This window comes from Kitasatospora sp. NPDC008050 (genome assembly GCF_042957465.1).
Lineage (GTDB): Bacteria > Actinomycetota > Actinomycetes > Streptomycetales > Streptomycetaceae > Kitasatospora.
On the sequence record NZ_JBIBIJ010000009.1, the window covers coordinates 1 to 25,112 of the forward strand.

At 70.3% G+C, this 25,112-nt stretch carries 24 protein-coding genes; 11 read left to right on the forward strand and 13 right to left on the reverse strand.

The window, feature by feature from the left end; translation table 11 throughout:
• Positions 1–178: 178 nt before the first annotated feature.
• The gene (locus tag ACFZB9_RS19210) at positions 179–1,006 is read right to left on the reverse strand and encodes a tyrosinase family protein (RefSeq protein ID WP_391448595.1); all 828 of its coding nucleotides are present in this window, start codon (positions 1,004–1,006) and stop codon (positions 179–181) included.
• Between the two features lie 58 nt (positions 1,007–1,064).
• On the reverse strand, positions 1,065–1,472 hold the full coding sequence (locus ACFZB9_RS19215; protein WP_391448597.1) for a tyrosinase cofactor: 408 nt from the start codon (positions 1,470–1,472) through the stop codon (positions 1,065–1,067).
• A gap of 737 nt (positions 1,473–2,209) precedes the next feature.
• Between ACFZB9_RS19215 and ACFZB9_RS19220 the strand changes: the two genes are divergently transcribed.
• The 3 genes from ACFZB9_RS19220 (at position 2,210) to ACFZB9_RS19230 (ending at position 5,834) form a co-directional block, all read left to right on the forward strand.
• Positions 2,210–2,425 (forward strand): MbtH family protein, encoded by a 216-nt coding sequence (locus ACFZB9_RS19220; RefSeq protein WP_391448599.1) that lies wholly within the window; start codon positions 2,210–2,212, stop codon positions 2,423–2,425.
• Between the two features lie 374 nt (positions 2,426–2,799).
• Positions 2,800–3,165, forward strand: a complete 366-nt coding sequence (locus ACFZB9_RS19225) for a WhiB family transcriptional regulator (protein WP_391448601.1) — start codon at positions 2,800–2,802, stop codon at positions 3,163–3,165.
• 701 nt (positions 3,166–3,866) lie between these two features.
• Positions 3,867–5,834, forward strand: coding sequence for a fructose-specific PTS transporter subunit EIIC (locus ACFZB9_RS19230; protein WP_391448603.1), 1,968 nt, complete (start codon positions 3,867–3,869; stop codon positions 5,832–5,834).
• Between the two features lie 174 nt (positions 5,835–6,008).
• On the opposite strand, the gene ACFZB9_RS19235 is transcribed toward ACFZB9_RS19230, so the two are convergent.
• A complete protein-coding gene (locus ACFZB9_RS19235; RefSeq protein ID WP_391448605.1) occupies positions 6,009–6,362 on the reverse strand; it encodes a hypothetical protein in 354 nt (117 codons plus the stop codon).
• Between the two features lie 468 nt (positions 6,363–6,830).
• On the opposite strand from ACFZB9_RS19235, the gene ACFZB9_RS19240 reads away from it, so the two are divergent.
• Entirely contained in the window at positions 6,831–7,130 is a 300-nt protein-coding gene (locus ACFZB9_RS19240) for a 4a-hydroxytetrahydrobiopterin dehydratase (protein ID WP_391448607.1), read from the forward strand.
• Between the two features lie 307 nt (positions 7,131–7,437).
• Here the strand turns inward: ACFZB9_RS19240 and ACFZB9_RS19245 are convergent, their stop codons facing one another.
• The 6 genes from ACFZB9_RS19245 to ACFZB9_RS19270 form a co-directional block, all read right to left on the reverse strand.
• Complete coding sequence (locus ACFZB9_RS19245) at positions 7,438–7,662, reverse strand: hypothetical protein (protein WP_391448609.1); 225 nt, start codon at positions 7,660–7,662, stop codon at positions 7,438–7,440.
• 127 nt (positions 7,663–7,789) lie between these two features.
• Positions 7,790–8,314 carry a GNAT family N-acetyltransferase gene (locus tag ACFZB9_RS19250; protein ID WP_391448611.1) on the reverse strand — a complete coding sequence of 175 codons (525 nt, stop codon included), beginning with the start codon at positions 8,312–8,314 and terminating at the stop codon, positions 7,790–7,792.
• A 62-nt stretch (positions 8,315–8,376) separates the two neighbouring features.
• Positions 8,377–9,312: a hypothetical protein gene (locus tag ACFZB9_RS19255; protein ID WP_391448613.1), complete on the reverse strand. Its 936-nt coding sequence runs from the start codon at positions 9,310–9,312 to the stop codon at positions 8,377–8,379.
• Between the two features lie 110 nt (positions 9,313–9,422).
• Entirely contained in the window at positions 9,423–10,319 is an 897-nt protein-coding gene (locus tag ACFZB9_RS19260) for a phenylalanine 4-monooxygenase (protein ID WP_391448615.1), read from the reverse strand.
• A 167-nt stretch (positions 10,320–10,486) separates the two neighbouring features.
• Positions 10,487–11,998 carry a peptide MFS transporter gene (locus tag ACFZB9_RS19265; protein ID WP_391448617.1) on the reverse strand — a complete coding sequence of 504 codons (1,512 nt, stop codon included), beginning with the start codon at positions 11,996–11,998 and terminating at the stop codon, positions 10,487–10,489.
• 199 nt (positions 11,999–12,197) lie between these two features.
• On the reverse strand, positions 12,198–14,792 hold the full coding sequence (locus ACFZB9_RS19270; RefSeq protein ID WP_391448619.1) for a SpoIIE family protein phosphatase: 2,595 nt from the start codon (positions 14,790–14,792) through the stop codon (positions 12,198–12,200).
• 606 nt (positions 14,793–15,398) lie between these two features.
• On the opposite strand from ACFZB9_RS19270, the gene ACFZB9_RS19275 reads away from it, so the two are divergent.
• The 5 genes from ACFZB9_RS19275 (at position 15,399) to ACFZB9_RS19295 (ending at position 19,580) form a co-directional block, all read left to right on the forward strand.
• Positions 15,399–16,031: a hypothetical protein gene (locus ACFZB9_RS19275; protein WP_391448621.1), complete on the forward strand. Its 633-nt coding sequence runs from the start codon at positions 15,399–15,401 to the stop codon at positions 16,029–16,031.
• A 232-nt stretch (positions 16,032–16,263) separates the two neighbouring features.
• Positions 16,264–17,418, forward strand: a complete 1,155-nt coding sequence (locus ACFZB9_RS19280; protein ID WP_391448623.1) for an SPFH domain-containing protein — start codon at positions 16,264–16,266, stop codon at positions 17,416–17,418.
• Between the two features lie 132 nt (positions 17,419–17,550).
• A complete protein-coding gene (locus tag ACFZB9_RS19285; protein WP_391448626.1) occupies positions 17,551–18,336 on the forward strand; it encodes a C40 family peptidase in 786 nt (261 codons plus the stop codon).
• 67 nt (positions 18,337–18,403) lie between these two features.
• Positions 18,404–18,823 carry an SsgA family sporulation/cell division regulator gene (locus tag ACFZB9_RS19290; RefSeq protein ID WP_391448628.1) on the forward strand — a complete coding sequence of 140 codons (420 nt, stop codon included), beginning with the start codon at positions 18,404–18,406 and terminating at the stop codon, positions 18,821–18,823.
• Positions 18,824–18,884: 61 nt separating this feature from the next.
• Positions 18,885–19,580, forward strand: a complete 696-nt coding sequence (locus ACFZB9_RS19295; RefSeq protein ID WP_391448629.1) for a hypothetical protein — start codon at positions 18,885–18,887, stop codon at positions 19,578–19,580.
• A gap of 88 nt (positions 19,581–19,668) precedes the next feature.
• Here ACFZB9_RS19295 and ACFZB9_RS19300 read toward each other — a convergent pair whose 3' ends face one another.
• The 4 genes from ACFZB9_RS19300 to ACFZB9_RS19315 form a co-directional block, all read right to left on the reverse strand.
• Positions 19,669–20,379, reverse strand: a complete 711-nt coding sequence (locus ACFZB9_RS19300) for a DsbA family protein (protein WP_391448631.1) — start codon at positions 20,377–20,379, stop codon at positions 19,669–19,671.
• 144 nt (positions 20,380–20,523) lie between these two features.
• Entirely contained in the window at positions 20,524–21,534 is a 1,011-nt protein-coding gene (locus tag ACFZB9_RS19305) for a hypothetical protein (RefSeq protein WP_391448633.1), read from the reverse strand.
• Between the two features lie 13 nt (positions 21,535–21,547).
• Positions 21,548–22,090, reverse strand: a complete 543-nt coding sequence (locus ACFZB9_RS19310) for a signal peptidase I (protein ID WP_391448634.1) — start codon at positions 22,088–22,090, stop codon at positions 21,548–21,550.
• Positions 22,091–22,307: 217 nt separating this feature from the next.
• The gene (locus tag ACFZB9_RS19315) at positions 22,308–22,853 is read right to left on the reverse strand and encodes a hypothetical protein (RefSeq protein WP_391448636.1); all 546 of its coding nucleotides are present in this window, start codon (positions 22,851–22,853) and stop codon (positions 22,308–22,310) included.
• Between the two features lie 299 nt (positions 22,854–23,152).
• On the opposite strand from ACFZB9_RS19315, the gene ACFZB9_RS19320 reads away from it, so the two are divergent.
• Together ACFZB9_RS19320 and ACFZB9_RS19325 are read left to right on the forward strand one after the other, a co-directional pair.
• Positions 23,153–24,430, forward strand: coding sequence for a sensor histidine kinase (locus ACFZB9_RS19320; protein ID WP_391448638.1), 1,278 nt, complete (start codon positions 23,153–23,155; stop codon positions 24,428–24,430).
• Positions 24,427–25,104, forward strand: coding sequence for a response regulator (locus ACFZB9_RS19325; protein WP_391448640.1), 678 nt, complete (start codon positions 24,427–24,429; stop codon positions 25,102–25,104). Before ACFZB9_RS19320 ends, ACFZB9_RS19325 begins: the two co-directional genes overlap by 4 nt.
• Positions 25,105–25,112 lie beyond the last annotated feature (8 nt).

A 25,112-nucleotide genomic window follows, 5' to 3' on the forward strand; every position in this document is an offset into this window, starting at 1 on the left:
GCCGACCACCTTTCTTTTTTTCCTCCCCAACACCTTCCTGCCGGCGGGGGGCGGGGCCGGTGCGGAGCGGGGGTTACAACCCAACCCGCCCCCGGGGGGGGGGGGGGCGCCGGGGCGGGGGGGCCCGGGCCCCACCGCGTGGATCAACCACGGTGTCCTGGAAGGGAGTCAGTGGGGATCAGAACGCGCTGTCATAGGTGTAGAAGGCGGTGTGGTCGAGCAGGGCCGCCGGGGCGGTGTCGTTCCAGGGCTTCATGGTGTCGTTGAGCGAGACCACGTCCTGGGTCGGGGTGGTGGGCAGGTAGCCCTGGTCGGGGTGGCGGCTCTGCCAGGCGGCCCAGAGCCGGTCGATCATGCAGTGGTGGAGCCAGAAGACCGGGTCGTTGGGCGACATGCCGGTCCCCATGGCGCCGCCCACCCAGACGTGCACCCGGTTGTGCAGGTTGACGCCCGTCCAGCCCTCCAGGTTGTTGCGGAAACCGGCGGAGTCGCTGTTCCACGGTGCGGCGTCGTACGGGGTGATGGCCAGCACGCTGTCCACGTCTGCCCGTGTGGGCAGGTTCGGGGTGTCGGCGCCGAGCCTGCGGACCAGGTAGGGGCGGCTGTCCGGCCGCACGGTCAGCGGCCAGTTGCCGGTGCTGTAGGCGAAGGGGCCGGTGGTCACCCGGTTCCCGGTGCCGGTGCCGTTGCCGCCCAGCAGGTCCGCGCCCCAGAGCGAGGCGTTCGGGGTGCGGTCGGCCGTCCAGTCCCAGTAGGGGAGCGAAACGGCCGGGTTGACGGCCTGCAGGGCCTTCTCGAACTCCAGCAGGAACTTGCGGTGCCAGGGCAGGAAGGACGGCGAGCGGTGGCCGGTGCGCTCGGTGTCGTCGTTGTCGCTCATGATGAACTGGTTGTGCGTGGTGACGAAGGCGTCGTAGCCGCCCTGCTTCTTGAGCGTCAGAACGGCGTTGACGAAGTCGCGCTTCTCCTGGGCCGTCAGGGTCGCCTGGTTCTTGCGGACTGCCATGAGTCCTCCTCGTGACGTGTTCGGGTGCGGAGTGGGGCGGTGAAATGGCAGGCCGGACTCAGACGTTGATCGGGGCGAGGGTGGCGCCCTGCAGCTCGTTCACGGCGGCGCGGGCGAGGGCGCGCGGGGTGCTGAAGGTCTGGTAGTGGTTGATGACGCTGATCCAGGTGCCGTCGGCGTTGCGCATCACGTGCAGTTCCTGACCGTCGATCAGCACCATGTAGCCGGAGCCGGCGTGGTGCATGCCGCCCATGCCGCCCATGCCACCGCTCATCGGCATGCCCTGGATGTGGCGGCCCTGGAAGACCTCGTCGAAGGTGGCGGAGCCGCCGTCGGCGGCCGCGGCCTTCGAGGCGGGCTTGGACAGGCCCAGCAGGGCCGTGCCGGCGGTGGCGGTCAGGGCGACGGCGGCGCCCTGGAGCATCCGGCGGCGGGTCAGTTCGGTCGTACTCGTCCTGTCGGACATGGCTGTGTCCCCCCATTGCGGAGTGTGCGTGACTGGGTTGCGTGAATCGGCCCCCCGATTTGATGACGAGCCGTCATATGGCGGCGTCAGCACCACCGTTGTGGTGCCTCGCCCTGACGCATGGGTCCCGGTCGGCCCGTCCGGCTCATTCCTATCAGGGCGTGGACGGGACTTGGCGAGTGAGGCCGTTCGGAGTTGGTGAGGTGACGGTTTCTGGACATGATGTGTCGAAAGTTGCATCTTTTACCAAAGTGAGAACTTCCTTTTAATGAGCGGATCCACTGCCGGAGTGCGGGAGATCTTTCGCCGAAAATGCTCCGTGACAGGAAGGTCTGCGGTCTTGACGGGTCCTTTGTGACCGTCCTTACGCCGCCAGGATGGCGCGATGGGCTGGGGTGCCGGTGCCCGACCGGGCTTCCCGATGGGGCAGTAGGGGCGGGCGGCACAAGGGTCCCGGAAGTGGATGTGGCACGAACACGTCAGGCATTCGGTTGCCTTGTCGGTGTCCGGTCGGGCCGGGCATTCGCGCCGGAACCGTGGGCATCGGTGAACATCCCGTGCCGGCCCGGGCGGCGCCGGGCGATGGTCCGGTGAGCGGGCGCCGGGCGCGCCGGGCCTGCGGCGGCGGCGAGCACGCCGGCCGGCCAGTGATCAACAAGACTTGATCGGCCCTGACCCCTGGGCCATAGTGGAGCCGCGCCGGCACGGCGGAGTTAGCTTTCGAGAAGGGCGACGTGGTGACGAATCCGTTTGAAGATCCCGATGCCGACTACCTGGTGCTCGTCAACGGCGAGGGACAGCACTCGCTGTGGCCGGCCTTCGCCGAGGTGCCCGAGGGCTGGAACCAGGCCTTCGGGGCGGCCAAGCGCCAGGAGTGCCTGGACTACGTCGAGAAGAACTGGACCGACATGCGGCCCAAGAGCCTGATCGAGGCCATGGAGGCCGCGAAGTAGTCGCTGACCGGTCGGCCCACCGGGCCGACCGTGCATGCCTGGTCGACGCAGGCCCCGGCCCGGGAGGTCGGGGCCTGCGTCGACCACGTGGCCTTCCGGGCCCGAGCGGCCGTCGGCCCCGCCCGAACGAACTGTGTGACAGCACCACCGCAGCCGTAACCTCGCGGCATCGCCTTGCACCTTTCGTGCAAGCCTCAAGGTGCGCCGGAATCAACAAACGCCCTCGGTGCCGTTGGTACGTTCGGACCCTCAGGCGCTGCTTTTTCGGGCAGGCGGGTAGGGGTGATGCATGGCTGGCGAATTCGCCATGCGTAGCCGCTCCTTCCCTGCGACACATGTCGGTGCCGCCGCCCGTATCCGAGGAACCGATTCTTGTGACTGCTCGTCGACGCCCGCCCAACACCGCTCGTCGGCCCGCGGCCCTGCCCTGGCCCACCAGTGCGGCGCTGCTGCCGGTGGGCAACTCGCACCGCCTGCCCTGCGTGGCCGAACCCGAGCTGTGGTACTCGCACGCTGTTGACGACCGGCAGGTGGCCCGCGGCCTGTGCGCGACCTGCCCGTTGATCGAGCCGTGCCGACAAGCCGGGCGCGAGGGGCGCGAGTTCGGCGTCTGGGGCGGTGAGGACGAGAGCGACCGGGACGGGCTCGGGTTGGCGCCGCCCTACTGGAAGAGCCCCAAGGGGCACACCCGCCGCCCGCAGGATCCGGCCCGGCAACCGCGGCGGCCGGTCGAGGTCTGAGCTGGTGCCCGCGTGCCTGACGGCCGGTCCCCGAATCGCGGCCGTCGCGGTGTGCCGCCTGCTCCACCAGGACGACCGGCAGAGCACCCGAGCACGGCGGCGCGGTAGCGCGCCCTACGGTTCTCGGGCTGTGAGGGTGGCAGCAGCATGCCGTTCGGCGTCCTTCACGATCACATGTAAAGGCCGAGGAGTTGCTCGATCTCCAAGCGCAGCCGCTCCACCAGTGGACGGTCGAGCATGAAGTCGAACAGGGCAGAAAGGACCGACACGGCGAACTCCACAGGGTGGGTGAACTCGATACTCGGACAGTAGAAGGCCGGGCAGGCGACAGGCCCGCGACCCGCCGGACGGTCCCCGGATCACCCTCAGTCGTGGTCGCCGTGGTGGATCAGCCGGTCGGCACGGTTCTCCCTGAAGTCGCACCTTTCGGCTGCGAAGAAATCCACTTTGGTGGAGTCCCCGTGCGCGATGATTCAGGACGCCGTTGGGCCGACCGCATCCGGAGGCACCGGGTCGACGTGGCCCAGCCTGAATGCCTGGCCGTCGATCTCTGATCGGACGCGCATCAGCCGTCCGCACAACTCGACGAACGGCGTTCACACTTCGAGGAAGTCCCGAGCTCGGTCCGCTTCGATCCGGTGAACGAAGCGGACCGTGCGGATGATCCGCACACTTGGGCGTGAAGCGTTAGGAGACCCCACATGGCCAGTCCGTTCAGCGACAGGCATCGGAAACCGAGGATACTCGCGGTGACTGCCTGCCCGGCTGGCATCGCCCACACCTATATGGCCGCCGAGAAGTTGACCCGGGCCGCGGCGACGCTCGATACAGAGATGAAGGTGGAGACGCAGGGCTCCATCGGAACCGAGAACCTGCTGACCGACGATGACATCGCGGAAGCGGATGGGGTCATCATCGCCGCCGACAAGGATGTCGCGCTCGACCGGTTCGTGGGCAAGAAGCTCCTCAGCGTGCCGGTCGCCGACGGAATTCACCGCCCCGAGCAGCTCATTGAGCAGGTGCAGAACGCGCCCGTGCACGAGGGCGGCGCTCCGGGCCCGAAGGGCGACGGAACCGGCGGCGAAGGCGGCAAGGGGCGCGGTGCCGCGTACAAGGCGCTGATGAACGGCGTCTCGCACATGATTCCGTTCGTGGTGGTCGGCGGGCTGCTGATCGCCGTCTCGATCGCGTTGGGCGGCCACAGCACCTCGAACGGCATCGAGTTCGACGAGGGCTCGTTCTGGTTCTACGTCAACGCTCTCGGGGGAATCGGCTTCAAGCTGATGCTGCCGATCTTCTCCGGCTACATCGCCTTTGCCCTGGGCGACCGCCCCGCCCTGGTGCCCGGAATGATCGGCGGCTTCCTGGCCGCCGACGCCGTGCACATCTACGGGGCGGAGGCGAACGCCGGATTCCTCGGCGCGATCGCCACCGGTTTCCTGGCCGGATACATGGCGCTGCTGATCCGGAAGGTGAAGGTCCCGAAGTCCGTTCAGCCGATCATGCCGATCATCGTCATCCCGATCGTGTCGACCCTGGCGCTCGGGATGCTCTACATCTACGTGCTCGGCAAGCCCATCTCCTGGGCCTTCACCTACCTGACCAGCTGGCTCAACGGCATGACGGGGTCGAGCGCGATCCTGCTGGGCGCGCTGATCGGTCTGATGATCGCGTTCGACATGGGCGGTCCGTTCAACAAGACGGCGTTCCTCGTCGCCGTCGGCCTCATCGGCACCAACAACACGGTCATGGGCATGGCCGCAGCGGCCATCCCGGTCATGCCCCTCGGCCAGGGCCTGGCCACGCTGCTGCGCCGCAAGCTCTACAGCGAGCAGGAGCGGGAGACCGGTATCGCGGCGCTGCTCATGGGTCTCTTCGGAATCTCTGAAGGCGCCATCCCCTTCGCCGCGGCTCGACCCGCGCAGGTCATCCCCGCGAACATGCTGGGTGGCGCGGTGGCCGGCGCCGTGGCCGGCATGGCAGGCGTGGAGGACTCGGTTCCGCACGGTGGACCGATCGTCTCGCTGTTCGGTGCGATCGGTGGAGCGGTGATGTTCTTCGTGGCCATCGCCGCCGGTACCGCTGTCACCGCGCTGACCACCAATGCGCTGATCGACGTCAAGAGGCGGGAGGGCCGGCGGGAGGCCGGTGTCGCCGTGTCCGTTCAGGCACCGGTTTCCGTGCCGAGCCCCGCTCGTGGGTACGGCGACCACGAGATGCTGTCCGGGTATCTCACCACGGAGACCGTCAAGTTGGAGCTTGCCTCGCGCGAGAAGGAAGCCGCCATCCGGGAGCTGGCCGCGATGCTGGCAACGACTGGGAACGTACGGGATGCCGACGAGCTCGTACGGGTCGCGCTCGCGAGGGAGGAGCAGGGAACCACTGGGCTCGGGGAGGGGATCGCCATTCCCCACGCCAAGACGGATGCGGTCTCCGCGCCGACCGTCGGGTTCGCCCGGTCGGCCGAGGGGATCGAATGGGGCTCACTGGACGCGACCAAGGCCAAGCTCATCTTCATGATCTCCGTGCCGGAGGCTGCGGCCGGGCAAGGGCATCTGCGGATTCTGGCGTTGCTGTCACGGAAGTTGATGGATCCGGAGTTCCGGGAACGGCTCGCGGAGGCGGCTGACGAGAGGGCGGTTGTCTCCGTACTGCGGGAGATTCAGTAGGAGTTGCGGGGTGGTCCGGGCCCGGGTCTGTGTCGTTCGCTCGTTACGCCGAACGAGGGCCTCGGCAGCTGCTGAGGCCCCTGCGGAGAGCTGGCGCCCGTGGCCCTCGCCCCAGCAGGACAGAGCCCCGTCCGTACGCCTGGGAATGCGTGCGGACGGGGCGGGTTTGGGGCGTCACTCGACGGAGTGAGTCACGATGGCGAGTATGGAGGTTGTCACCGAGACGAGACCACCGGTGAGGCCCCGGATCACTTCGGGAGGGCCGCCTGCCGAGGCCGTGATCGGCTCCAAGGTGCCGTTGAAGATCGACGCGCTTGTCACGCCTGAGCAGACAGGGTCATTGATCATCAGCGGCTGGGTGAGGTTGCCGACGTCGTAGATCTGGCGGCAGAGGGTCTGACCGGAGGCGTTCTTCTGAGCGACCGTGATGACACCCACGTCGGCGTTGGCCGACGGCGCAAGGGCGAGCATGCCGGACAGTACGAGGGCGGACGTTGCGACCAGTGCGGTGGTGCGGATGCTGTTCATGCCGGGACTTCCTTTCGCGGCAAGGGCCATCGACTGCTCGACAGGCCCCGTGGTGGTGGCCGCCTCTCGGCGTACCACCGCTCACAGCCTCGGATGGACTCCCGATATCGGCAACTCGAAGCGACGCAAGGCAACGTTGAGCCATCGGTAAGGCCTCGGGCAAGTGATCCGCACCCCTGCGAAAGGCGCCGGACCGGGCTCGGGGGTCTACGGGTAGCGGCGCCGGCTCTCCCGGGTGAGCTGCCGCGCCTGCCAGCTCAGCATCGCCCTGGTGTGACGAGGGCTTGTTGACGGTGAGTCATGCCAGAGGCGATTCGTGCAGTCCGAGCCCGGCTTCCACGTTCTGATCGATCACGCCTGCGGGGCGAGGGATCTCAGCAGGTCGGAGAACCAGTGGACTTAGGTGACAGGCCGGTCAGTTGGTAGAATCGGTTGCTCCGGGGGGTCTACCTGAACTGGAGCGACACGATGAACAGTAGCCCCCTCCTGACCGAGGACGAGATCACCACTGGCCTGGCCCGGCTGACCGGCTGGCGCCGGCAGGGGGAGATGATCACCCGGACGGCCGAGGCTGCCGACTTCCCCACTGCGATAAGGGTGGTGGCGGAGGTCGCTGAGGTTGCCGAGGGGATGGATCACCATCCCGACATCGACATCCGTTGGCGCCGCCTGACCTTCGCGCTCACCACCCACAGTGCGGACGGCGTGACCGACCTGGACTTGCGACTGGCAGCCCGGATCGACCAGGCGCTCGACCGGCAGGTCTGACGTATCGATCACCGGGCCTGACGGTTCGTTGTCCGGGCCGAAGCGGACCGGGCCGACCTGAGTTGATGTCAACTGACAGAGGCTGGAGACCTGTTGGCCTTCCCCGTCCTCCGGGGCGTGGCCTCTTCCGGATCCGGTAGGCCGCCCGTGGGCGATCCGGGGCGCCGCTCCGGCTGCCCTTGCTCACTCTCCGGCCGTCCGGTCACCCACGCTCGAATGACACCACGGCGTCCCGCAGGGCCGGCTGGACGCCGTGGTCAGACCGCATCCCAAGTGATTCCAGCCCAGGCGGTATTCAGCACCTCGGTCAGCTGATCAGTCCCCGGATCCTGTCGCCGTCACTCTCGACCTCTTCGCCGAAGATCGCATGTGTTGCTGCCTCCAGTCTCTTCAGGTGCAGGTCCAGACCGCGAACCGCCCTCTCGCGCACCTGCATCGAGGTGAAGTGCCCGTAGTTCCACGTCGCCACCCGGTGCACGTCTGCGACGTCCGCGGGCCGGTCGTTGATCTGTATGTTCAGCACCCGCGTCATGCTTCCACAACGCGCTTCCACGGCGCCGCCACTCAATGTGCCTCTCTGGTTGCTCCGAGTCAGGGCTGACAGCGAAGCCGCCCCGTCCGCGCGCGTTCCCAGGCGCACGGACGGGGCGGCTTCGGCGTCAGAGGCGCTTCGTCAGGTGCTCGAACCGCAGGTTCGGGTGGAGCGGAACGCCGAACCGCTCGTCGCCGTAGGGGAAGGGGGAGTACTCGCCGGTTCGGGTGAAGCCGCGCCGTTCGTACCAGGCGATCAGGTCGGCACGCTGCTCGATCACGGTCATCTCCATCCGGGCCGCGCCCCACTCCTCGCGGGCGAACCGCTCGGCCCGGGCGAGGACCGTACGGCCGAGGCCGGCGGCCTGGAGGTCCGGTCGGACGGAGAACATCCCGAAGTACGCGGCGTCGCCGCGTCGTTCCAGTTGGCAGCAGGCGACGAGACCGCCCCTCTGTTCCGCGATCAGCAGCACGGAGGCGTCCTGCCTGATCACCTCGGCGACGCCCTCGGCATCGGTCCGCCTGCCGTCCAGCAGGTCGGCCTCGGTGGTCCAGCCGGCGCGGCTCGACTCGCCGCGGTAGGCGGACTCGACCAGTGCCACCAGCGCCGGAACGTCCGACTCCTGGGCGGTTCGGAAGGTCAGCACTGTCATCTCCGGTACTCCTCTCTGCCGCCCGGACGACCTGCTTCGCACCGGGGGTTCCGTCGCGTGGTTCAGCACTGGCCGAGCGATTCTGCGGTGGTGCAGGCGTCGATCAGCAAGGGCACCGCGCGGTCCGTGAAGCAGGCGAGTTCGGTGCTGCCCAGGTCGGCGCTGCCCAGGTCGGTGGGGCTCTCGGCCGGACCGGAGGACCGCGGGGGGTACAGGCCGTTGCTGTGCAGGTCGAGGAGGATGACCCGAAGCCTGTGCAGCAGTTGGTCGACCACCTCCGGAAGGGTCCGCTCCGCCCGCTGGGTCACGAAGAACGCGTCGTAGAGCCGCGCGGCCTCCTCGGTCGGTGACCCGAGCGCGGCCAGTCCGTCGCCGGAGCGGAGCAGCGAGTCGCCGTTCGGGACCAGCTTGGCGGCGATGGCCATGTGGACCTGGTGGTTGAGCCTGCCTGCCCGATTCAGTTCCACGATGGCCGTGGGTGCGTCGGGCTGCTTCCGGTAGCGCGCGCGCAGCGTCCGCAGACGGGGCGGGATGGTGGCGTAGTCGCGAGCCCAACGTCCGCTGAACGAGCGGTGCTGCAGCATCATGGCCGGGCGGATGAGCTGTTCGTAGAGTTCGCGGCTGGACGAGCCGGTGTAGACGAGGAGGACGGAGTACGCGTCCATCATCCGCGCCGCCCGCGTCGCGGCGCTCGGCGAGCCGTTGTCGAGGACGAGGTCGAGTTCGTCGTCGATCAACTGCCACAGGGCGAAGACCGCTTGGTGGCCGGTGATCCAGCGGAACCAGTAGAGCTCTTCGGCCGTCGTCGGTTGCGGGAGCGGATCGAGGAGCGCCAGCTCCTGCCAGAGTCCGGTGCGGTACGTCGGGGCGTGCCGACTGCGGTCCCGGATCATGGCACCGGGCTCCGGCAGCACCAACGACTCCAGTCCATAGGGATAGGAACCGAAAGCCCACTCCTGGGTGGCGCCGACTTCGTCGACGAGGGTGGGGGAGGTCATGAGAGTTCGCTTTCCGAAGGGGGGTTGTGGAACGTGCTCGCCGGTTCGGCCGGCGACCGGCGTCAGTGGGGCCTTGGCGGCTGGGGCGAAGGCCCCGTGACGGCCCGTCATCACCACTTCTGGTCGGCGGTCACGCCCAATCGGCTGCCGGTGTCGCCATCGACGCCGGAGCAGAAGGCGCCCAGGAAGTCCTCCAGCTCGTCCAGGGTCCGGGCGGCGAAGAGGACCGGCTGGTAGGAGGTCACGTCGTACGGCTGGGTCACCATCTGCTGTACGTCCAGGGGACGGATCTCCATGTCGCGGAATCCGCTCAGCTCGCCGTAGGCCGACAACAGGCTTGCTCCGTAAACCATGAGCTCGCCGGCTTCCTCCAGCAGTCCGTACTCCAGGGTGAACCAGAAGACCCTGGAGACGGCCTTGAGGGATTCACGGGTCTCGGCCCGCCGTGCCGCCGCACCGACCTGCCGGTACAGGGCCGCGAACCTGGGGCTCGCCAGGGTGGCCCCGTGGCCGAGCACCTCGTGCACCATGTCCGGTTCCGGAGAGAACAGCGGGCGGGAGTGGTGGCGTATGAACTGCGTCGAGTGGAAGGTGTCGTCGGCGAGGGACCCGTAGAACTCGGCCAGCGGCACGATGCCCGCCGCCGGTGCGAAGGTGAAGCCGGTGAGCTTCGCCAGGCGCCATGACACGTCAGCGAGCTGCGGTGCGTGGTCGGTGGGCAGCGCCAGGTCCTCCAGCGCCTGCCGTGCCTCGCGGGCGGCGTGCTGTCGCTGCAGGGGGAGGAGGGCCTGGCTGATGTGCTGCCAGCAGGCGTGGTCCTGGGCGGTGTACACGATGTCCGGCGGCGGAGTGCCGGGCACGTGGCTGAGCGCGGCGGCGACCACCATGTCGCGGTGCGCCTGGTAGGCGGCATCCGCGTGCCCGGGATGGCCGGGCGGGAAGACGATGTGCGCGTTCCCCTCCAGGTCGCGCACGAGAGGGTCGAACAGCTGGGGTTCCTTGAGCACGGGGTTTTTCCTCACGGTGTTTCAGGTAGGCGTGCCGAACGCCCACGCGTGGAGCCGACCGGAGACGGACTTCCGGCGGGAGAAGCGGGCCGACGGGGTGGGAGAGAACAGCTGTCACGGGACCTGAGGCAGCCCGGGAACGCGCCGTGACAGGGCGGGATCACCCGTCAGTGGACGTCGCCCATCAGCCGGACGACCTTCTTCCGGCAGGCCACGAGGACGGCTCCCAGCACGATCGCGAGCAGGCCCTGGGAGGCGAAGTACCAGGTGCTGCCGGTGGCTTCGCCGAGCAGCAGCTGCAGGACGGCGGCCACGCAGTTGCCGGAGGTGACGGCGAGGAACCAGACGCCCATCATCTGGCTGGCGTACTTGGTGGGCGCCAGCTTGGTGGTGACGGACAGGCCCACGGGGGAGAGCGTCAGCTCACCGACGGTCTGGATCAGGTAGACCACGGCCAGCCAGAGCGGCGTGACCTTGGTGCCGGCGCCGCCGCCGGTCAGGGCGGCGGCCATGGCCAGCATCATGACCAGGAAGGAGGCGCCGATCACCAGCAGGGCGAAGGCGAACTTCATGGTGGTGGTCGGGTTCTTGGCGCGCTTGGCGAGCCACACCCAGAGCCAGGCGAAGACCGGTGCCAGGGCCATGACGTAGATCGCGTTGATCGACTGGAACCAGCTGGAGGGGAAGTGCCAGCCGAGGACGGACGTGTCGGTGTGCTTCGCGGCGAAGATGTTCAGCGTGGAGCCGGCCTGGTCGTAGATCATCCAGAACGCGGCGGCGATCACGAAGAACCAGATGTAGCCGCGGACCTTCGACCGTTCGGCGGCGTCCAGGTCCCGGTCGCGGGTGATGCGGGTGAAGACGAGGACGGGGATGGCGATACCCGCGATGGTGAGCGGCCACAGCACCCAGTCGATGCTGAAGTGGCCGCTCAGGAGCACGGCGCTGTAGAAGAGCGCGGCCAGCGCCAGCCAGGTGCCGACCTTGCGGATGATCGCGGACCGTTCGGCGGGGGTGACCGGATGGTTGACCACGGCACTGTGGTCGCTCAAGTGGCGGCTGCCCAGCAGGAACTGGCCCAGGCCGAGGGCCATGCCGAGGCCCGCGAGTGCGAAGCCCAGGTGCCAGTTGACGCTCTGGGCGAGCGTGCCGATCGCCAGCGGACCGAGCAGGGCGCCGAGGTTGATGCCCATGTAGAAGACGGTGAAGCCGCCGTCGCGGCGGGGGTCGTTCGGGCCGTTGTAGAGGTGGCCGACCATCGTGGAGATGTTGGCCTTCAGCAGGCCGGACCCGACGGCGATCAGGGCCAGGCCCCCGAAGAACGACGCCTTGCCCGGCACTGCCAGCAGGAAGTGGCCGGTCATGATGACGCCGCCGCCGATGGCGACCGTCTTCCGGGGGCCCCAGAAGCGGTCGGCGACCCACCCGCCGGGGAGGGTGAGCAGGTACACCGTGGCGTTGTAGACGCTGTAGATCGCGGCGCCGGCGGCGAGCGGGTAGCCGAGGCCGCCGTCGGCCGTCTCGGCGACCAGGTAGAGCACGAGCACGGCGCGCATGCCGTAGAAGCTGAAGCGCTCCCACATCTCGGTCATGAACAGGGTTGCCAGCCCGCGGGGATGACCGAAGAAGGTTCTGCCCTGACCGGGTTGCGTGCCGGTTTCAAGAGTGGTTGACGCCATGAGTGAGGTTCCTTGCCTGACATCGTCCGCGGGGGAGTGGAGAAGGCGGGCGGACGGATTTCAGGTGACTGTACGGACGTGAACATGGCACATGGTTGAAGAAGGGAGCGCTTTGGTGGACCGCTCTGTGCAACGAAAGGTGCAGGGTGGTGTCGGGTACACGCGTGGGCCGTCGCAGTGCCTGCGAAGCCTGTGTCGTTCAGCTGATGGACTGCTCGCACCAGATGGTCTTGCCGCGGGCGTGGTAGCGGGTGCCCCAGCCTTCGGTGAGCTGGGCGATGAGGAACAGGCCGCGGCCGCCCTCGTCCTCGTCGGCGGCGTAGCGCAGGTGCGGTGAGGTGCTGCTGCCGTCGGAGACCTCGCAGATCAGCGAGCGGTCGTACAGCAGGCGGACCTGGACGGGGTCGCCGGTGCCGTAGCGGATCGCGTTGGTGACCAGTTCGCTGAGTACCAGCTCGGTGGTGAAGACCTGCTCCTCAAGGCCCCAGCGGGTGAGCTGTTCGCTGGCCTCGGCGCGCACCCGCGCGACGGCCGAGGGGTCGGCGGGGACCTCCCAGGCAGCGATCCGGTCGGCTGCCATGAGATGGGTGCGGGCGACGAGCAGGGCGATGTCGTCGCGCTGGTGGGCGGGCAGCAGCGCCTCCAGGACGGCCCCGCAGATCTGCTCGGGAGTGCGGGACGGGCCCGCCAGCGCGGTGGCGAGCAGGCTCAGCCCGGTGGCCGTGTCGCGTTCGCGGTCCTCGATCAGGCCGTCGGTGTAGAGCACCAGGCAGCTGCCCTCGGGCAGGTGGAGTTCGGCCGCCTCGAAGGGCAGGCCGCCCACGCCGAGCGGCGGGCCCGCGGGCAGCTCGGGGAAGGTCACGGTGCCGTCGGGTTGGACCACCGCGGGCAGCGGGTGTCCGGCCCGGGCGATCGTGCAGGTGCCGGTGGTCGGGTCGTAGACGGCATAGAGGCAGGTGGCGCCGGCGACGGTCGGTTCGGCCTCGGCCGCCTCCGGCCGACGGTCGATACGGGTGACCAGCTCGTCCAGGTGCCACAGGACCTCGTCCGGCGGCAGGTCGAGAGTGGCGAAGTTCAGCACCGCGGTGCGCAGCCGGCCCATGGTGGCGGCGGCGTGCAGGCCGTGCCCGACCACGTCGCCGACCACGAGCGCGACCCGGGCACCGGAGAGCGGGATGACGTCGAACCAGTCGCCGCCCACACCGGTCTGGGCGGGCAGGTAGCGGTGGGCGACGTCGAGGGCGTTCTGTTCGGGCAGGTCGCGGGGGAGCAGGCTGCGCTGCAGCGCGACGGCCACGGCGTGTTCGCGGGTGAAGCGGCGGGCGTTGTCGATGCAGACGGCCGCCCGCGCCGCCAGCTCCTCGGCCGGGGTCAGGTCCTCCTCCCGGAGCGGCTCGCTGCTGTGCAGCCGCCAGAAGTTGACCACGCCCAGCAGGACGCCGCGGGCCTGGAGCGGCACGGTGATCAGTGACTGGAGGCCGTGCTCCAGGGCGGCCCGCACCCGGTCGGGGTCGCCCGCGCGCCACTCGGTGGCGGCGGACAGGTCGGGGACGAGGACGGGCCTGCCGTGCACGAAGCCCTGTGCCATCGGGGTGGCCGGCAGGTACCGGTGCACCTCGCCGACCTGGTAGAGGGGGTTGGGGTAGGGGCCGCTGTACGCGACCCGGCACAGCTCCGGTGCTTCGGTGTATCCCCCGGGCTGCGGCTCGTCGCCGCGCAGGACGGGTTCGGCGAGGTCCACGGTGACGTAGTCGGCGAACCGGCCGGCGGCCAGCTCGGTGAGCTCCTCGGCGGTGCGTGTGACGTCGAGGGTGGTGCCGATGGCCACGCTCGCCCGGTAGAGCAGGCGCAGCCGGCCCTGGGCCGCCTCGGCCTGGCCGGCGAGCGCGGGCAGCTCGGTGGAGTCGCGCAGGGTGGCCACGCTGCCGGTGGCGCCCGTGCCGTCGCTGGTGGGCCGGTTGTTCACCGCCAGCAGCCGCTCGCCGACCGGGATCACCTCGTCGGTGGCGGGCCGGTGGGAGACCAGGAGCGCGGCGATGCGGGGGTCGAGGCCGAGGTCGGCGACCGACCTGCCCTCCACCGTCGGGGGCAGGTCGAGCAGCCGGCGCGCCTCGTCGTTGGCGAGCCGGATCCGGTCGTCGGCGTCGACGATGACCACGCCCTCGCGCACCGCGTGCAGGACCGCGTCGTGGTGCTCGTACATCCGGGCCAGCTCGGCCGGGCCCAGACCGCGGGTCTGGCGCAGCAGCCGCCGGCTCACCAGCGCCGTGCCGGCCATCGCCAGCACCAGCGCGGCGGCCCCGGCGCCGAGGATCACCGGCAGTTGCCGGTTGATCGCGCTGCTGACCTTGCTGGCCTGGACCCCTGCCGCGACCAGGCCCACCACGCTGCCGCCGTCCGTCACCGGGACGACGGCCTGTACCTCGCCGGTGACAGGGCCGTTGACGGTCTCGATGGTGGTGTGGCCGCCGAGCGCCGGTGCGATGGTGCCGATGAACTTCTGCCCGATCCACTCGGGACGAGGGCTGGTGTAGCGGATGCCGTCCGTGTTCATCACGGTGATGAAGTCGAGCCCGCCGGTCTTGCGGGCGTCCTCGGTCAGGGGCTGGAGCGCGGTGGTCGGGTCGGGGGCGTGGAGTGCGGCCGGCAGCCCGGGGGCGTGGGCGAACGCCTCGGCGGCGGCCAGCGAGCGCGCCCGGGCGGCCTGCAGCCGGTCGTTGTGCGCCTTGAGGACCAGCGTGGTCACCGCGGCCACGACGAGCAGCACCACGATCAGCACCTGGAGCGCGAACATCTGACCGGCGAGGCTGCGAATACCAGGGGGTGCTCCCAGGCGCCGTGCCGTCGGCTGCGGCGAAGCGGACCGCCGTCGTCGCTGCCCGGAGGAGGAACGGCGCGGGAGTCGGACCATACCCCCTGTCTACCTGCCCGCCGGGGGTGGTCGGTGCGCACCACGCCGAAGCCTCGGCTGACGGGGCGCGAGCAGGTGTCCGGTCATCGAGGCCAGTGACTTTCGGCCAGGGAAGGACCCACTTTCGTTGCGGCTCGGTGCGTGATGATGGGTCAGGTTTCGCGAAGCGATGATCGAACGGACAGAGGATTCTGAACGGGAACTCTTCGCGGCCCTTAGACCTGGAGAGAAGATGAAGTTCACCCGGCACCCCGACCTCGGCCTGGTCGCGGTTGCGCTGGCCGGATCCGCGACCGCCCGTACGACAGGCTCCGCCACGAGCGACTCCCCGTTCCTGCCGTCCGCTCAGCCGCAGCCGCACTCGTCCGGCTCGCTGTCGCAGCAGCCGCAGCGGACGAAGGTGTGTCCGGCTGGCACCGTCGCCTCCCGATACCTGGGCATACTCGGGAAGCGACAACCGTGAGCGGCAGGCGTGCAGGTGTCACCGCTGTGACAGCCGCCGTGGTGATCGGCGGCATCGTCGCGCTGGGCGTCAACGGCGGCACCGTCCTTCGGCCCGGCACACCGGAACGCCACGACGCGGGATCAGCCGTCGCGGCTGGACCCGCGTGCCCGGTCGACCCGCTGGCCCAGGTACTCGCGGCCGCGCGGGAGAGCGGCGCCTCGGTCATCACCGCGAAGGGCGCCCTGACCGGCCGCCCCGGCCCGGAGAGCCCGAGCTACGTCGAGCTGCGCCTGACGGACGTTCGCACGGTGAGCGGCCCGACCGTGGCCTCGGAGAGCCACGCCTGGATCTACAGTGCGCTGGGTCCCTCGGGACCGATGACCGGCACGGACGCCGGCTCGCTCTGGGCTGCGGACGGCAGCCTCTTCGGGATCGTCCGGCCCCGGTCCTCCAGCGTGGACGGCCCGACCGTGCGCGTCGCCCCGGTGGTCGGCGACCAGGTGATCCTCAGCAGGGCGGGGTGCTGGAGCGCGTCGGACCTGGCCGGCCGACCGTTCACCGGCCCCCTCGCGGAGGTCCCGGGCAGCAACTCCTACGCCCGTGCCGCGGAGACGGGGTTCGTTGCGGTCCCGCTGAACTCCGTCGAGGCCCTCGCAACTCAGCACAGTCCCCAATGAGCCCGGGACCTGCGGCAGTTCACCAACCGGGCGCGGGCCGGTGCACCGCGTGGCGGGACAGCCGCGGACAAGCGATGAAGCGATGAGCAAGGAAGAAATATCGTATGAAGTCAGGCCGTGTCGGTTGCCATGAAGGGTCGTTGGCGGCGGCAGCAATCGCACCGCGGGCAGTCGTCCCCTCTCCTCCCCGGGGGTGCTGGTGACACCTCATCGGATACCGAACTGGTCGCCGGTGCCACCGAGTCAGGGCAGCACGCCGGACTCGATCAGCGTGGTCCCGCCGGGCGGCTCGCCCGGCGAGGCCGATGGCTGGGTTCAGCAGAGCTCGGTCTTTGCGGACCGCCCGGCACCTGACACGGCCGAGGCAGCCGAGGCAGCTGTGGGAGCCGGAACGGCCGACGAGGGCGAGCCCGTGGGCCGCGACGAATCGGCCCGGCCGCCCGACCGGGACAGGGCCGCGCGCAAGGTGGCGCAAGCCGACCAGCGGCTTGCCGAGAAGCCGGGGCCGGTGCTGTCCGGCTGGTGGGCGGTGCCGGCGGGCTCGCTGGGGGTGTTGGGCTGTCTGTGGGTGGTGTGCTGCCTGGGTGTGCTGCCCGAGCGTTTCGTTCGCCGGGCCGGACTGTGGCAGTTCTCCGAAGCGGTGTGGCCGCGTCTCTGGCAGGCCGGTGCGCTCGGCTGCTGCACCCTGCTCACGCTGCTCGCCTTCGCCGGGCTGACGCGCGGACGGGTCGGCAGCGCCTGGGTGTTGACGCTCTTCGGCCGCTACCGCGGCAGTGTGCGGCGAACCGGCCTGCTGTGGGTCAGCCCGTTGGTGCTGCGCCGCCGGGTGGACGTGCGGCTGCGGCACTGGCGCAGCGAGCCGATGGCGGTGGTGGACGCCCGGGGGATGCCGCTGAGCGTCGTGGTCCTCGTCGTGTGGCGGGTTCGGGACAGCGCACGGGCGTTGCTCACCGTCGACGACCACCTCGAATTCCTGCGTGAGCAGGTCGAGGCGGCGACCGTCCGGGTGCTGGCCAGGCTGCCGGCGGACGCCTTCCACGAGGAGACCCCGACGCTGCGCGACGTGGAGGCGCTCGGTGCCGAGCTGACCCGGGTGCTCGCCGAGCGGTGCGCGCCGGTGGGGCTGGCACTGTACGACGCGCAGCCCACCCGTATCGAGTACGCGCCGGCGGTGGCGGCGGCCATGCGGCGTGAACAGCTCGCCGCGATCGACGCGAAGCACCGCGACCAGGCGCTCGACTCCGTGGTGCGGACGGCCGACGAGACCGTGCGGCGGCTCACGGCCGGCGGTCTCGTCCACCTCGACGACCGTGAACGACAGAGGCTGATCAAGGACTTGACCTTGGCCCTCGTCACGGCGCGGGGAACCGCCGCCAAGACCAACTGACCTGAGAGAGGACACCCGATGCAGACCCCTGCCTTCATCGAAGAGACGCCCGAGGACTGCTCTTGCGCCGGCTGTGCGCTGGGGCGGGTCGACACCCCTGCACGGGCGGCCGGAAGGTCGAGCCGCTGCCTGGTGCGCGGGGCCGTCGCCGCCGCGGTCGGCGCGGCCGCGCTGGTCGCGGCGGGGGCCGGCCCGGCGGCTGCCGAACCGGCACCCAGCCATGCGGGGTGGGACGGCTCGAAGTACTGGTTCAAGGACGGTTCCGGCGGGTGGCGCTGGACCAAGCACTACGACAAGTACCTTGCACGGACGGGTGGTTCCGGCCACTCGTCGGTGGGCTCGACACCGTCGGCGGGATCGTCGAGCGGGCGCGTCGGTGAGCCGACCTTCCGCGGGCGGCAGGGCTGGGACGCGGCGGACCGGGTCTACTGGTACCAGAAGAACGGTCACTGGTACTGGACCAGCCACCAGGACAAGTACGAGCGCTACGTGGGCCGTTCGTCCGCGCCGACGGGCCACGGCGGCGTTCCGTCCCAGAGCCCCGGTCCCGCCTCCCCGGGGCTGGAGGCCGCGGTCTCCTACGCGATGGCCCAGCTCGGGGACCCCTATGTCTGGGGCGGCAACGGGCCGGACGCCTGGGACTGCTCCGGCCTGGTCCAGCAGGCGTACCGGCGCGCCGGCCACGCCCTGCCGCGCGTCGCGGCCGACCAGTACCGCGCCACCACGCCGATCAGCCGATCCCAACTCCAGCGTGGGGACCTGGTGTTCTGGAGCGGAAACGGCTCGGTCCGCGGCATCCACCATGTCGCGATCTACCTCGGCGACGGACGGTACCTGGAGTCCCCGCGGCCCGGCAAGACCGTCCGGATCTCCTCGTTCGACTCCTACAGCCCCAACCTCTACGGCCGCGTCGGATGACCGCCCCGCCCGGAGTTCCCGTCCACCGCGCCCCCACCCCCGAGCAAGGCTGTTTACCACCATGCAGATGATCGCCCGCAAACTGATCATGGAGCTCCTCCCCGAACCGCGGGATGCCGGTGACTCGGTGCTGGTCCACGGCACCTTCGTCTACGACTCCCGCTGCCCGTACGAGGTGACCGTTGTCATCTTCGACGGAATTGCACTGCGGCGGACCTGGGTTCTCAGCCGAGACCTGCTGCTCGACGGTCTGCGGCAGCCGGTCGGCGGCGGCGACGTGCTCGTGCTCCCGGTGCGGCACGAGCATCGCGGAGATCGCGTGGAGCTCGTCCTGAGGTATCCCGGGGGAGCCAGCGTGCTGTCCCTGGTGGCCGACAGCCTTGGGGACTTCCTGACCGAGACCATCGAGGTGGTCGAACCGGGGAAGGAGAGCGGTTACCTCAACATCGATGCCGGGCTCGCCGACCTCCTCTCGCTGGAGGAGTGATCCGCCCATGAGGCCTGCGACACCTGCGACACCTACGACACCTACGACACCTGCGACGCCCGTGACGCCCACGGGGCCCACGACCAGACGACTGCCGATCGGCTGGGCGGTGGCGATCCGCTACGCGGTCCTGGGCCTGTCCTCGCTCATGCTGTCGACGTACGACGCCGACCTGCGGCCGATCGCGCCCTCGATCGCCCTGTGGGCGCTGTCCGCCGGACTCCTCGGGTACTTCGCCCCGGCGCGGGCCCGGGCGGTGCGGCGCGGCAGCGCAGGCCTCGCCATCGCTGCGGCGTGCTATCTGGGGGCGGGCCTGGTCCTCGGCTCGGCCGACTACGGCGTGCCGCTGGGCGTCGCACTCATCGCCTGCGCGGCGGCCGTCGGGGCGGTCGCCGCGCGGGTCGGGTTCGCCGCCCGGTCACCTCGCGTGCGGCCCGTGGCCGCGGCGGCTGCCGCCGGCGCGTTCATCGCCGAGCCGGCCGTCCTCTGGAGCGGATGGAACGGATGGAACGGGTGGAACGAGCCGGCTGGGGGATACCCGGTGGTGCTCGGCGTCATCGCGGCTGTCGCGGTCCAGTGCTGCGTGATGCGCGCGAACCCGGGGCGCCTGAAGGCTGCTGTACTCATGGCCCCACGCGGGATGACCGACCGACCCCGCGGGCGGATCACGGCGGCCGTCCTGGTGATCCCGTTCGCGGTGCTCTTGGCCTGGCTGCTCCGGTGGGCGCTGGGGGTTCTTGGCGGTGCGCTGGGCTGAGGCCGTCCGGTGCGGCACGGCGAGCACACAACGCCGCCTCGGCTCATGGAGCCGAGGCGGCGTTGGCGGTACATCGGGGGCGGGGGGCTCAGAGCGGGACGCCGGAGCTCTCCAGCAGCTTCGCGAATGCCGTGCTGTCGTACTTCACCTGGTCCGCCACCCTGGCGCCGTCGACCAGGACCGTCGGTGTCGTCCGGACACCGGACTTCTCGTGTGCGACCTGCGAGGCGGCCACCCAGTCCTGGTAGGCCGATCCCCGGACCGCCCGGTCGAAGACCTCGCCACGCAGGCCCGGTACCTCGTCGGCGATCCGGAGGAGGCGCTCGTCGGTGTAGGCATCGGTCAGCTCGTCGTCGGGCTGACGGGCGAAGAGCGCGGCGTGGAACTCGGGGAACCTGCCTGCTTCGAGAGCGGCTCTGGCCGCGTTGGTCGCCTTCCGGGAGCCGTGCCCGCCCAGCCGCCCGTCCAGGAAGGAGGTCAGCACGTACTCGACCTTCACCCCGCCCTTGGCGGCCGCCCGCGCGAGCACGGCACCGTTGACCGACTCGAACCGCGCGCAGAACGGGCAGCGGAAGTCCGAGTGGACGCGGACGGTGTGCGGCGCGGCCGGATCGCCGACCACGACGGTGGTGCCGTCGGCCGCCAACTGGGCCGGGAGCCGCGAGAGCACGTCCTTCTCCGTCGATGACGGTGTCCCGTGCACGGCCGACAGGCCGGCCCGGCGATCCGGGTCGGCCTGCGTCGGGCCGCCGCAACCGGCCAGCCCCAGGGCCAGGGTGAGGGAGACAGCGGGGAGCACGGTCATCACCGCCCGGCGGCGGCCTCGGACCCTCTGGGGCCGCCGCCGGGCGGTGGGTCCGGTCGTCGGGGTGGCTGTCGCTCCGGGCATGGCGTTCTTCCTGGCTTCTGTTGCGGGCTGGGGGATCCGTTGCCCCAGCCCGGGCTAGCGGAGGCTGTCGCGCGCGACGCGGATGGTGTGCGCCGCGAGTTCCGCGCTGGCGTGCAGCACCGGTTCCCCGGGTCGGGCCGGGTGGCAGAGGACCTCGTTGGCCAGCACGGCGGCCCAGCCCGCACGGCTGCCCCCGCTGTACTCGACCCAGCCCACCGGCCGGTGCTCGCGCAGGACGTAGCGGACATGAGGTGCGGCGTGCCAGCTCGCCAGGCTCCACCCCGGGCCGAGGTCGTCGACCTGGTCGAGACGGTCGAAGCGGCCCTGGGGATCGGCGAAGTAGGGGGAGGGGGAGGGGCCGACCGGTTCGATGATCACCCGCTCCTGGGCCTCGGCGGTCTCCTGACGCCGTCGATCGGAGTGGGCATGCATCTGCTGGAGGGGAATGACCGTGCTGTTCACACCAGGTGCACCCGGTGTCGGGCCGACCCCGAGCGGAGTCCCGTACGGCGGTGTCCCGCTCGGGGTCGAAGCGGGCCGCGTCCACTGCGGGGAACCCGGGGTGCCGACGATGGGTCGCTCGGGCTCGGCGGGTGCGGGAGCGGGCGACCGCCGGGTCGGCGCAACGCTGGTGGGTGGGACGAGCTGGAGGAAGTCCGGCGGCCGCCTGCGGTCACCGACCGTGCGCTGCGGTCCGGGGGCGGCCCGCAGCCTCGCCATCAGGCGGGCCGGCGCGTCGGCGGGGTGCGCGGCGGAGGCGGTGGTGTCGGCTCGCTCCGAGGCAGCCGGCGCGGGAGCCGATGGCTCCCTGGCGGCCGGCGCGGCTTCACGTACCACCAGGTCGCGGACCCGGCGAGCCCGGCGCAGCAGACCCACGGCGAGGACGTCCGTCCTTTCCTCCAGGGCCCGCAGCGCCCGGTCGGCGTTCTCGCCGCCCTCACCGGCCAGCGCGTTCGCCAGCTTCCTGGCGTACCGGCGAGGGTTCGGCTCCGGAGCGGAGGAACAGCCGCAGGCCGGTTCGGTGAACGGCGGGTGCGCCGCGGATTCGTGTGTGCCGTGGTCCATCTGCTGCTGCTCCTCAAGTACTCGTCACGTGGCCGTCGGTCTCGGCGGGTGCCAGCGGTTCGCGGCTCGACAGGCAGCCGCGGATGGCGAGTGCGTACAGCACCACCACGATGGCCAGCAGGCCCCAGGAACCCTCCTGCCACCACAGCCACGCGCTGCCCACGAAGGGGACCAGGACCGCGACCACACCGTCCAGCTTGTCCGGGGTGACGAGTGCGGCGTCGGGGGTGCGGTTGGCGTCGCCCTTGGTCACGTAGGAGTCGCCGTTCTCGCGCTTGATCGCGCGGTGGGTGGTCAACTGCCCGCCGTGGGAGCTGTCGCGGAAGGCGACGATCGCCCCGCCGCCGACCTCGGTGGCCTTCACCGGCTGCACCACGGCGACGTCACCCCGACTGATCGACGGCTCCATCGAGCCGGACACCACGACGGCGGGGCTCCAGCCCAGCGCGACGGCCGCCATCGGCAGGCACATCAGGGTGGTCACCATGGTGACCGCGGTGCGGCAGCCGCTCACCCGCAGGATGTGCCACCAGCTCTCCGGTGCGGGGCCCTCCACTGCGGTCGCTGTCGACGCAGGACCGGCCGTCGGCACCGGCCCAGGGGCACCTCCGTCAGGAGCGCCCTCGGCGGACGCTGTCCGCTGCTGTCCGCTGTCCATTCGGAAACCTTCTTGTCTGCTTGTCTGCTTGTACGCGGTGGGCGATGGCCCGTGGGCGGGTTCCCGATCCAGGATCGGGAACCCGCCCACGGGTTGGGCATCGCGGCGGTGATCGTCAGGGGCGGACGTCCACCTGGGCGCCCATGTCGAAGGCGATGCTGGCCAGCTGCGCGCTGGCTTCCACGTCCTTGTCCAGCCACCAGGAGACCAGGGCGTTCTTGTTGTTCTTCCTGTGCTCCGGGTTGTCGCTGAGCTTGCCGTCCTTCAGGAGCAGGACCTGACCGTTGTCCTTCTTGCTCTCCTGGTACCACTCGGCGAGCGTCTTGTTCTCCACGACCGAGTCGGGGTCGCCCGGGTAGCTGTCGATGATGAACTTCAGGTGCAGGTGCTTGGCCAGCTCGGACTGCGCGACATCCTGGATCGGGGTGTTCTGCTTGTCCTTGGCGGTGATGCCCTTGATGAGCACCTGGGCGAAGCTCTTGTCCACCGCGTTCTTGTCGGCGGTGAACTTGTAGTCGACCTTGGCGGAGGCGGTGTGGTCCTCGTCGCCCGGCTTCAGGTCCTTGACGTTGACGACCGCCTGGCCCGGCTTGCTGCTGGTGACGTCGGCGGTGTTCCAGGTGCCTGCCTGGATGGTGTTGCCGTTGAAATTCCTCCACATTGGTTGTGCTCACAACGGGTTGGCGTGAATGCCTGCCAAACACTGCCGCGCCGCCGTGGGCGGAAAGTGGATTACGGGTGCCACGAAAGAGGTCAGTATTCGTTGCCTAAAGTGCATGGGACCTAAGTCCCGCGAGGGGGAGGTCCTTGAGCTCTGTGACCTCGGCCGGCCAGCTGGGATCGTCGTCCCGGTGACCTCGAATCGCACCACGTATGTCCAGCAGGCCCGCGCCGGCGCCCGCCCGGCGCCGTCCCTGACCGCCTGGTGGGGAATCGGCGCGTGTCGTGGTGGTGTCTGACGTGCGCGAGCGGCCCACGGTTGCCAGGCTCGACCGCCCGGACGTCTTCGAGCGCGGGTACTTCGCCTTACTTGCACCGGTGAAGGGGACCCGGTGGACGCGGGGCAACCTGCTGATCGTCCTGCTGGTCGCTGCCCAGACCGCGCACCTCGCCTACGAGCGCACACCGGGGCTGCTGCACGGGGTGCTGTCGAGTGCCCTGGCCGGGCTGGCGGTGTCCGTGGCGTTCCTGTGGTGGCGCGAGGCCCCCGTCGTGGTGGCCGTGGTCGCTGTCGCGGGCCTGGCTCTCAACGGAGCCCGTATTCCCGTCCTCCTCGCGCTCTACGCGGTGGCGAAGTACCAGCAGGGGTGGCGGTCGGTGGCGATCGGGTTGCTGGGTCTGGCATTCGTCGTGCTGAGCATCGCGCTGCCGGGGCACCTGACGATGCCGTTGGGGCGGGAGGTGGTCTTCACCGCGACGCTTGCCTTCTTCGCGGTGCTGTCCGGCCTGGTCATGGCCGCCTACGAGCGGACGATCCTCGCACTGCGCGAGGAGCGCGCCAGGCGGGCGGAGCAGGTCAAGGCGCAGGAGCGGGTCCGGCTGGCGAGGGAGATGCACGACATCCTCGGCCACCGGATCGCGATCATGGCCATGCACGCCGGAGCCATCGAGTTCGTCCGGGGTTCGGGGCCACAGAGCCGTCAACTCGCCCGCTCCATCGGCGACACCGCGCGGGCCGCGATGGGCGACCTGCGCCAGGTGCTGAGTGCGCTGCGGACCGGCGAGGACTCGGTGATCGTCGGCCGCCGGCTGTCGGACCTGGACGGCCTGGTCGCCGAGGCCCGTACCAGTGGCCTGAGGATCAACTACGAGCCCGCGGCGGCTGGGGGCGACCACGTCCCGGCGGAGGTGGCCCTGACGGCCTACCGCGCGGTCCAGGAGGCGCTCACCAACGTGGCGAAGTACGCGCCGGATGCGGAGACGAGGATCACGATCACTCGTGAGCCGACGGCTGTGGTGGTGCGGGTGGGAAACAGCCGTCCGGCCGATGCCACCCGGGCGGTGTCGGCCGCCGGGTCGGGCTTCGGCCTGCTGGGGCTGCGTGAGCGCACGATGCTGCTCGGCGGCCAGTTCGAGGCCGGGCCGACCAGCGGTGGCGGCTGGCTGGTCCACCTGCGCGTCCCAACCGGCGCCGACGGCGCCCCGGCCGCGCACGGCGCCGACGGGCGGCGCGACACGGCCACCCAACCGACCAGCCGGAGTGGTCAACTCCCGGGACAGCGAAGGAATGACAGGTGATCCGGCTACTTCTCGTCGACGACGAGCCGCTCGTGCGTTTTGGACTGAGGACGCTGCTCGACGCCGCCGACGGCATCGAGGTGGTCGGTGAGGCCTGCGACGGTGCGGGGGCCGTGGCACGCGCCCTCGAACTCGGGCCGGACGTGGTGCTCACGGACCTGCGGATGCCCGGAATGGACGGACTCACCGCGACCAAGCGGCTGTTGACGCTGCCGAAGCCGCCTGCCGTGCTCGTCCTGACCACCTTTGACACCAGTGAAGGCGTCATGGAGTCGCTGCGGGCCGGCGCGAGTGGCTATCTGCTCAAGGACGCGCCGCCCGAACGGATCCTGCACGCCATCCGGATGGTCGCCTTCGGCGGGATCGCACTCGCGCCGGCCTCCGCGACCCGCCTGGTGGACACCTCGACAGAGGCGAACGTCGCGGCAGCCCGGCTCGGTTCGGAGCTGAACGGTCGGCTGGCCAATCTCACCGAGCGGCAGCGCGAGGTGCTGCGGCAGGTCGGGCGGGGCCTGTCCAACGCCCAGATCGCCCAGCGGATGTGCCTCTCGGAGGGGAGCGTCAAGTCGTACGTCTCGCGGCTGCTGGGCGTACTCGGGTTGGAGAACCGGACCCAGGCCGCGATCCTGGCGCACCAGCTCGGGCTGGCCGACGGCAGCGAGGACAGGGGCTGACCCGCGCC

Bases quoted from the DNA above. Each gene is read 5' to 3' on its own strand.
- ACFZB9_RS19245 (WP_391448609.1), bottom strand. From the start codon at position 7,662: ATGACGCGGGTGCTGAACATACAGATCAACGACCGGCCCGCGGACGTC.
- ACFZB9_RS19255 (WP_391448613.1), bottom strand. From the start codon at position 9,312: ATGACCTCCCCCACCCTCGTCGACGAAGTCGGCGCCACCCAGGAGTGG.
- ACFZB9_RS19270 (WP_391448619.1), bottom strand. From the start codon at position 14,792: ATGTTCGCGCTCCAGGTGCTGATCGTGGTGCTGCTCGTCGTGGCCGCG.
- ACFZB9_RS19235 (WP_391448605.1), bottom strand. From the start codon at position 6,362: ATGAACAGCATCCGCACCACCGCACTGGTCGCAACGTCCGCCCTCGTA.
- ACFZB9_RS19290 (WP_391448628.1), top strand. From the start codon at position 18,404: ATGATCGCCCGCAAACTGATCATGGAGCTCCTCCCCGAACCGCGGGAT.
- ACFZB9_RS19305 (WP_391448633.1), bottom strand. From the start codon at position 21,534: ATGGACCACGGCACACACGAATCCGCGGCGCACCCGCCGTTCACCGAA.
- ACFZB9_RS19265 (WP_391448617.1), bottom strand. From the start codon at position 11,998: ATGGCGTCAACCACTCTTGAAACCGGCACGCAACCCGGTCAGGGCAGA.
- ACFZB9_RS19210 (WP_391448595.1), bottom strand. From the start codon at position 1,006: ATGGCAGTCCGCAAGAACCAGGCGACCCTGACGGCCCAGGAGAAGCGC.
- ACFZB9_RS19250 (WP_391448611.1), bottom strand. From the start codon at position 8,314: ATGACAGTGCTGACCTTCCGAACCGCCCAGGAGTCGGACGTTCCGGCG.
- ACFZB9_RS19215 (WP_391448597.1), bottom strand. From the start codon at position 1,472: ATGTCCGACAGGACGAGTACGACCGAACTGACCCGCCGCCGGATGCTC.
- ACFZB9_RS19230 (WP_391448603.1), top strand. From the start codon at position 3,867: ATGGCCAGTCCGTTCAGCGACAGGCATCGGAAACCGAGGATACTCGCG.
- ACFZB9_RS19240 (WP_391448607.1), top strand. From the start codon at position 6,831: ATGAACAGTAGCCCCCTCCTGACCGAGGACGAGATCACCACTGGCCTG.
- ACFZB9_RS19315 (WP_391448636.1), bottom strand. From the start codon at position 22,853: ATGTGGAGGAATTTCAACGGCAACACCATCCAGGCAGGCACCTGGAAC.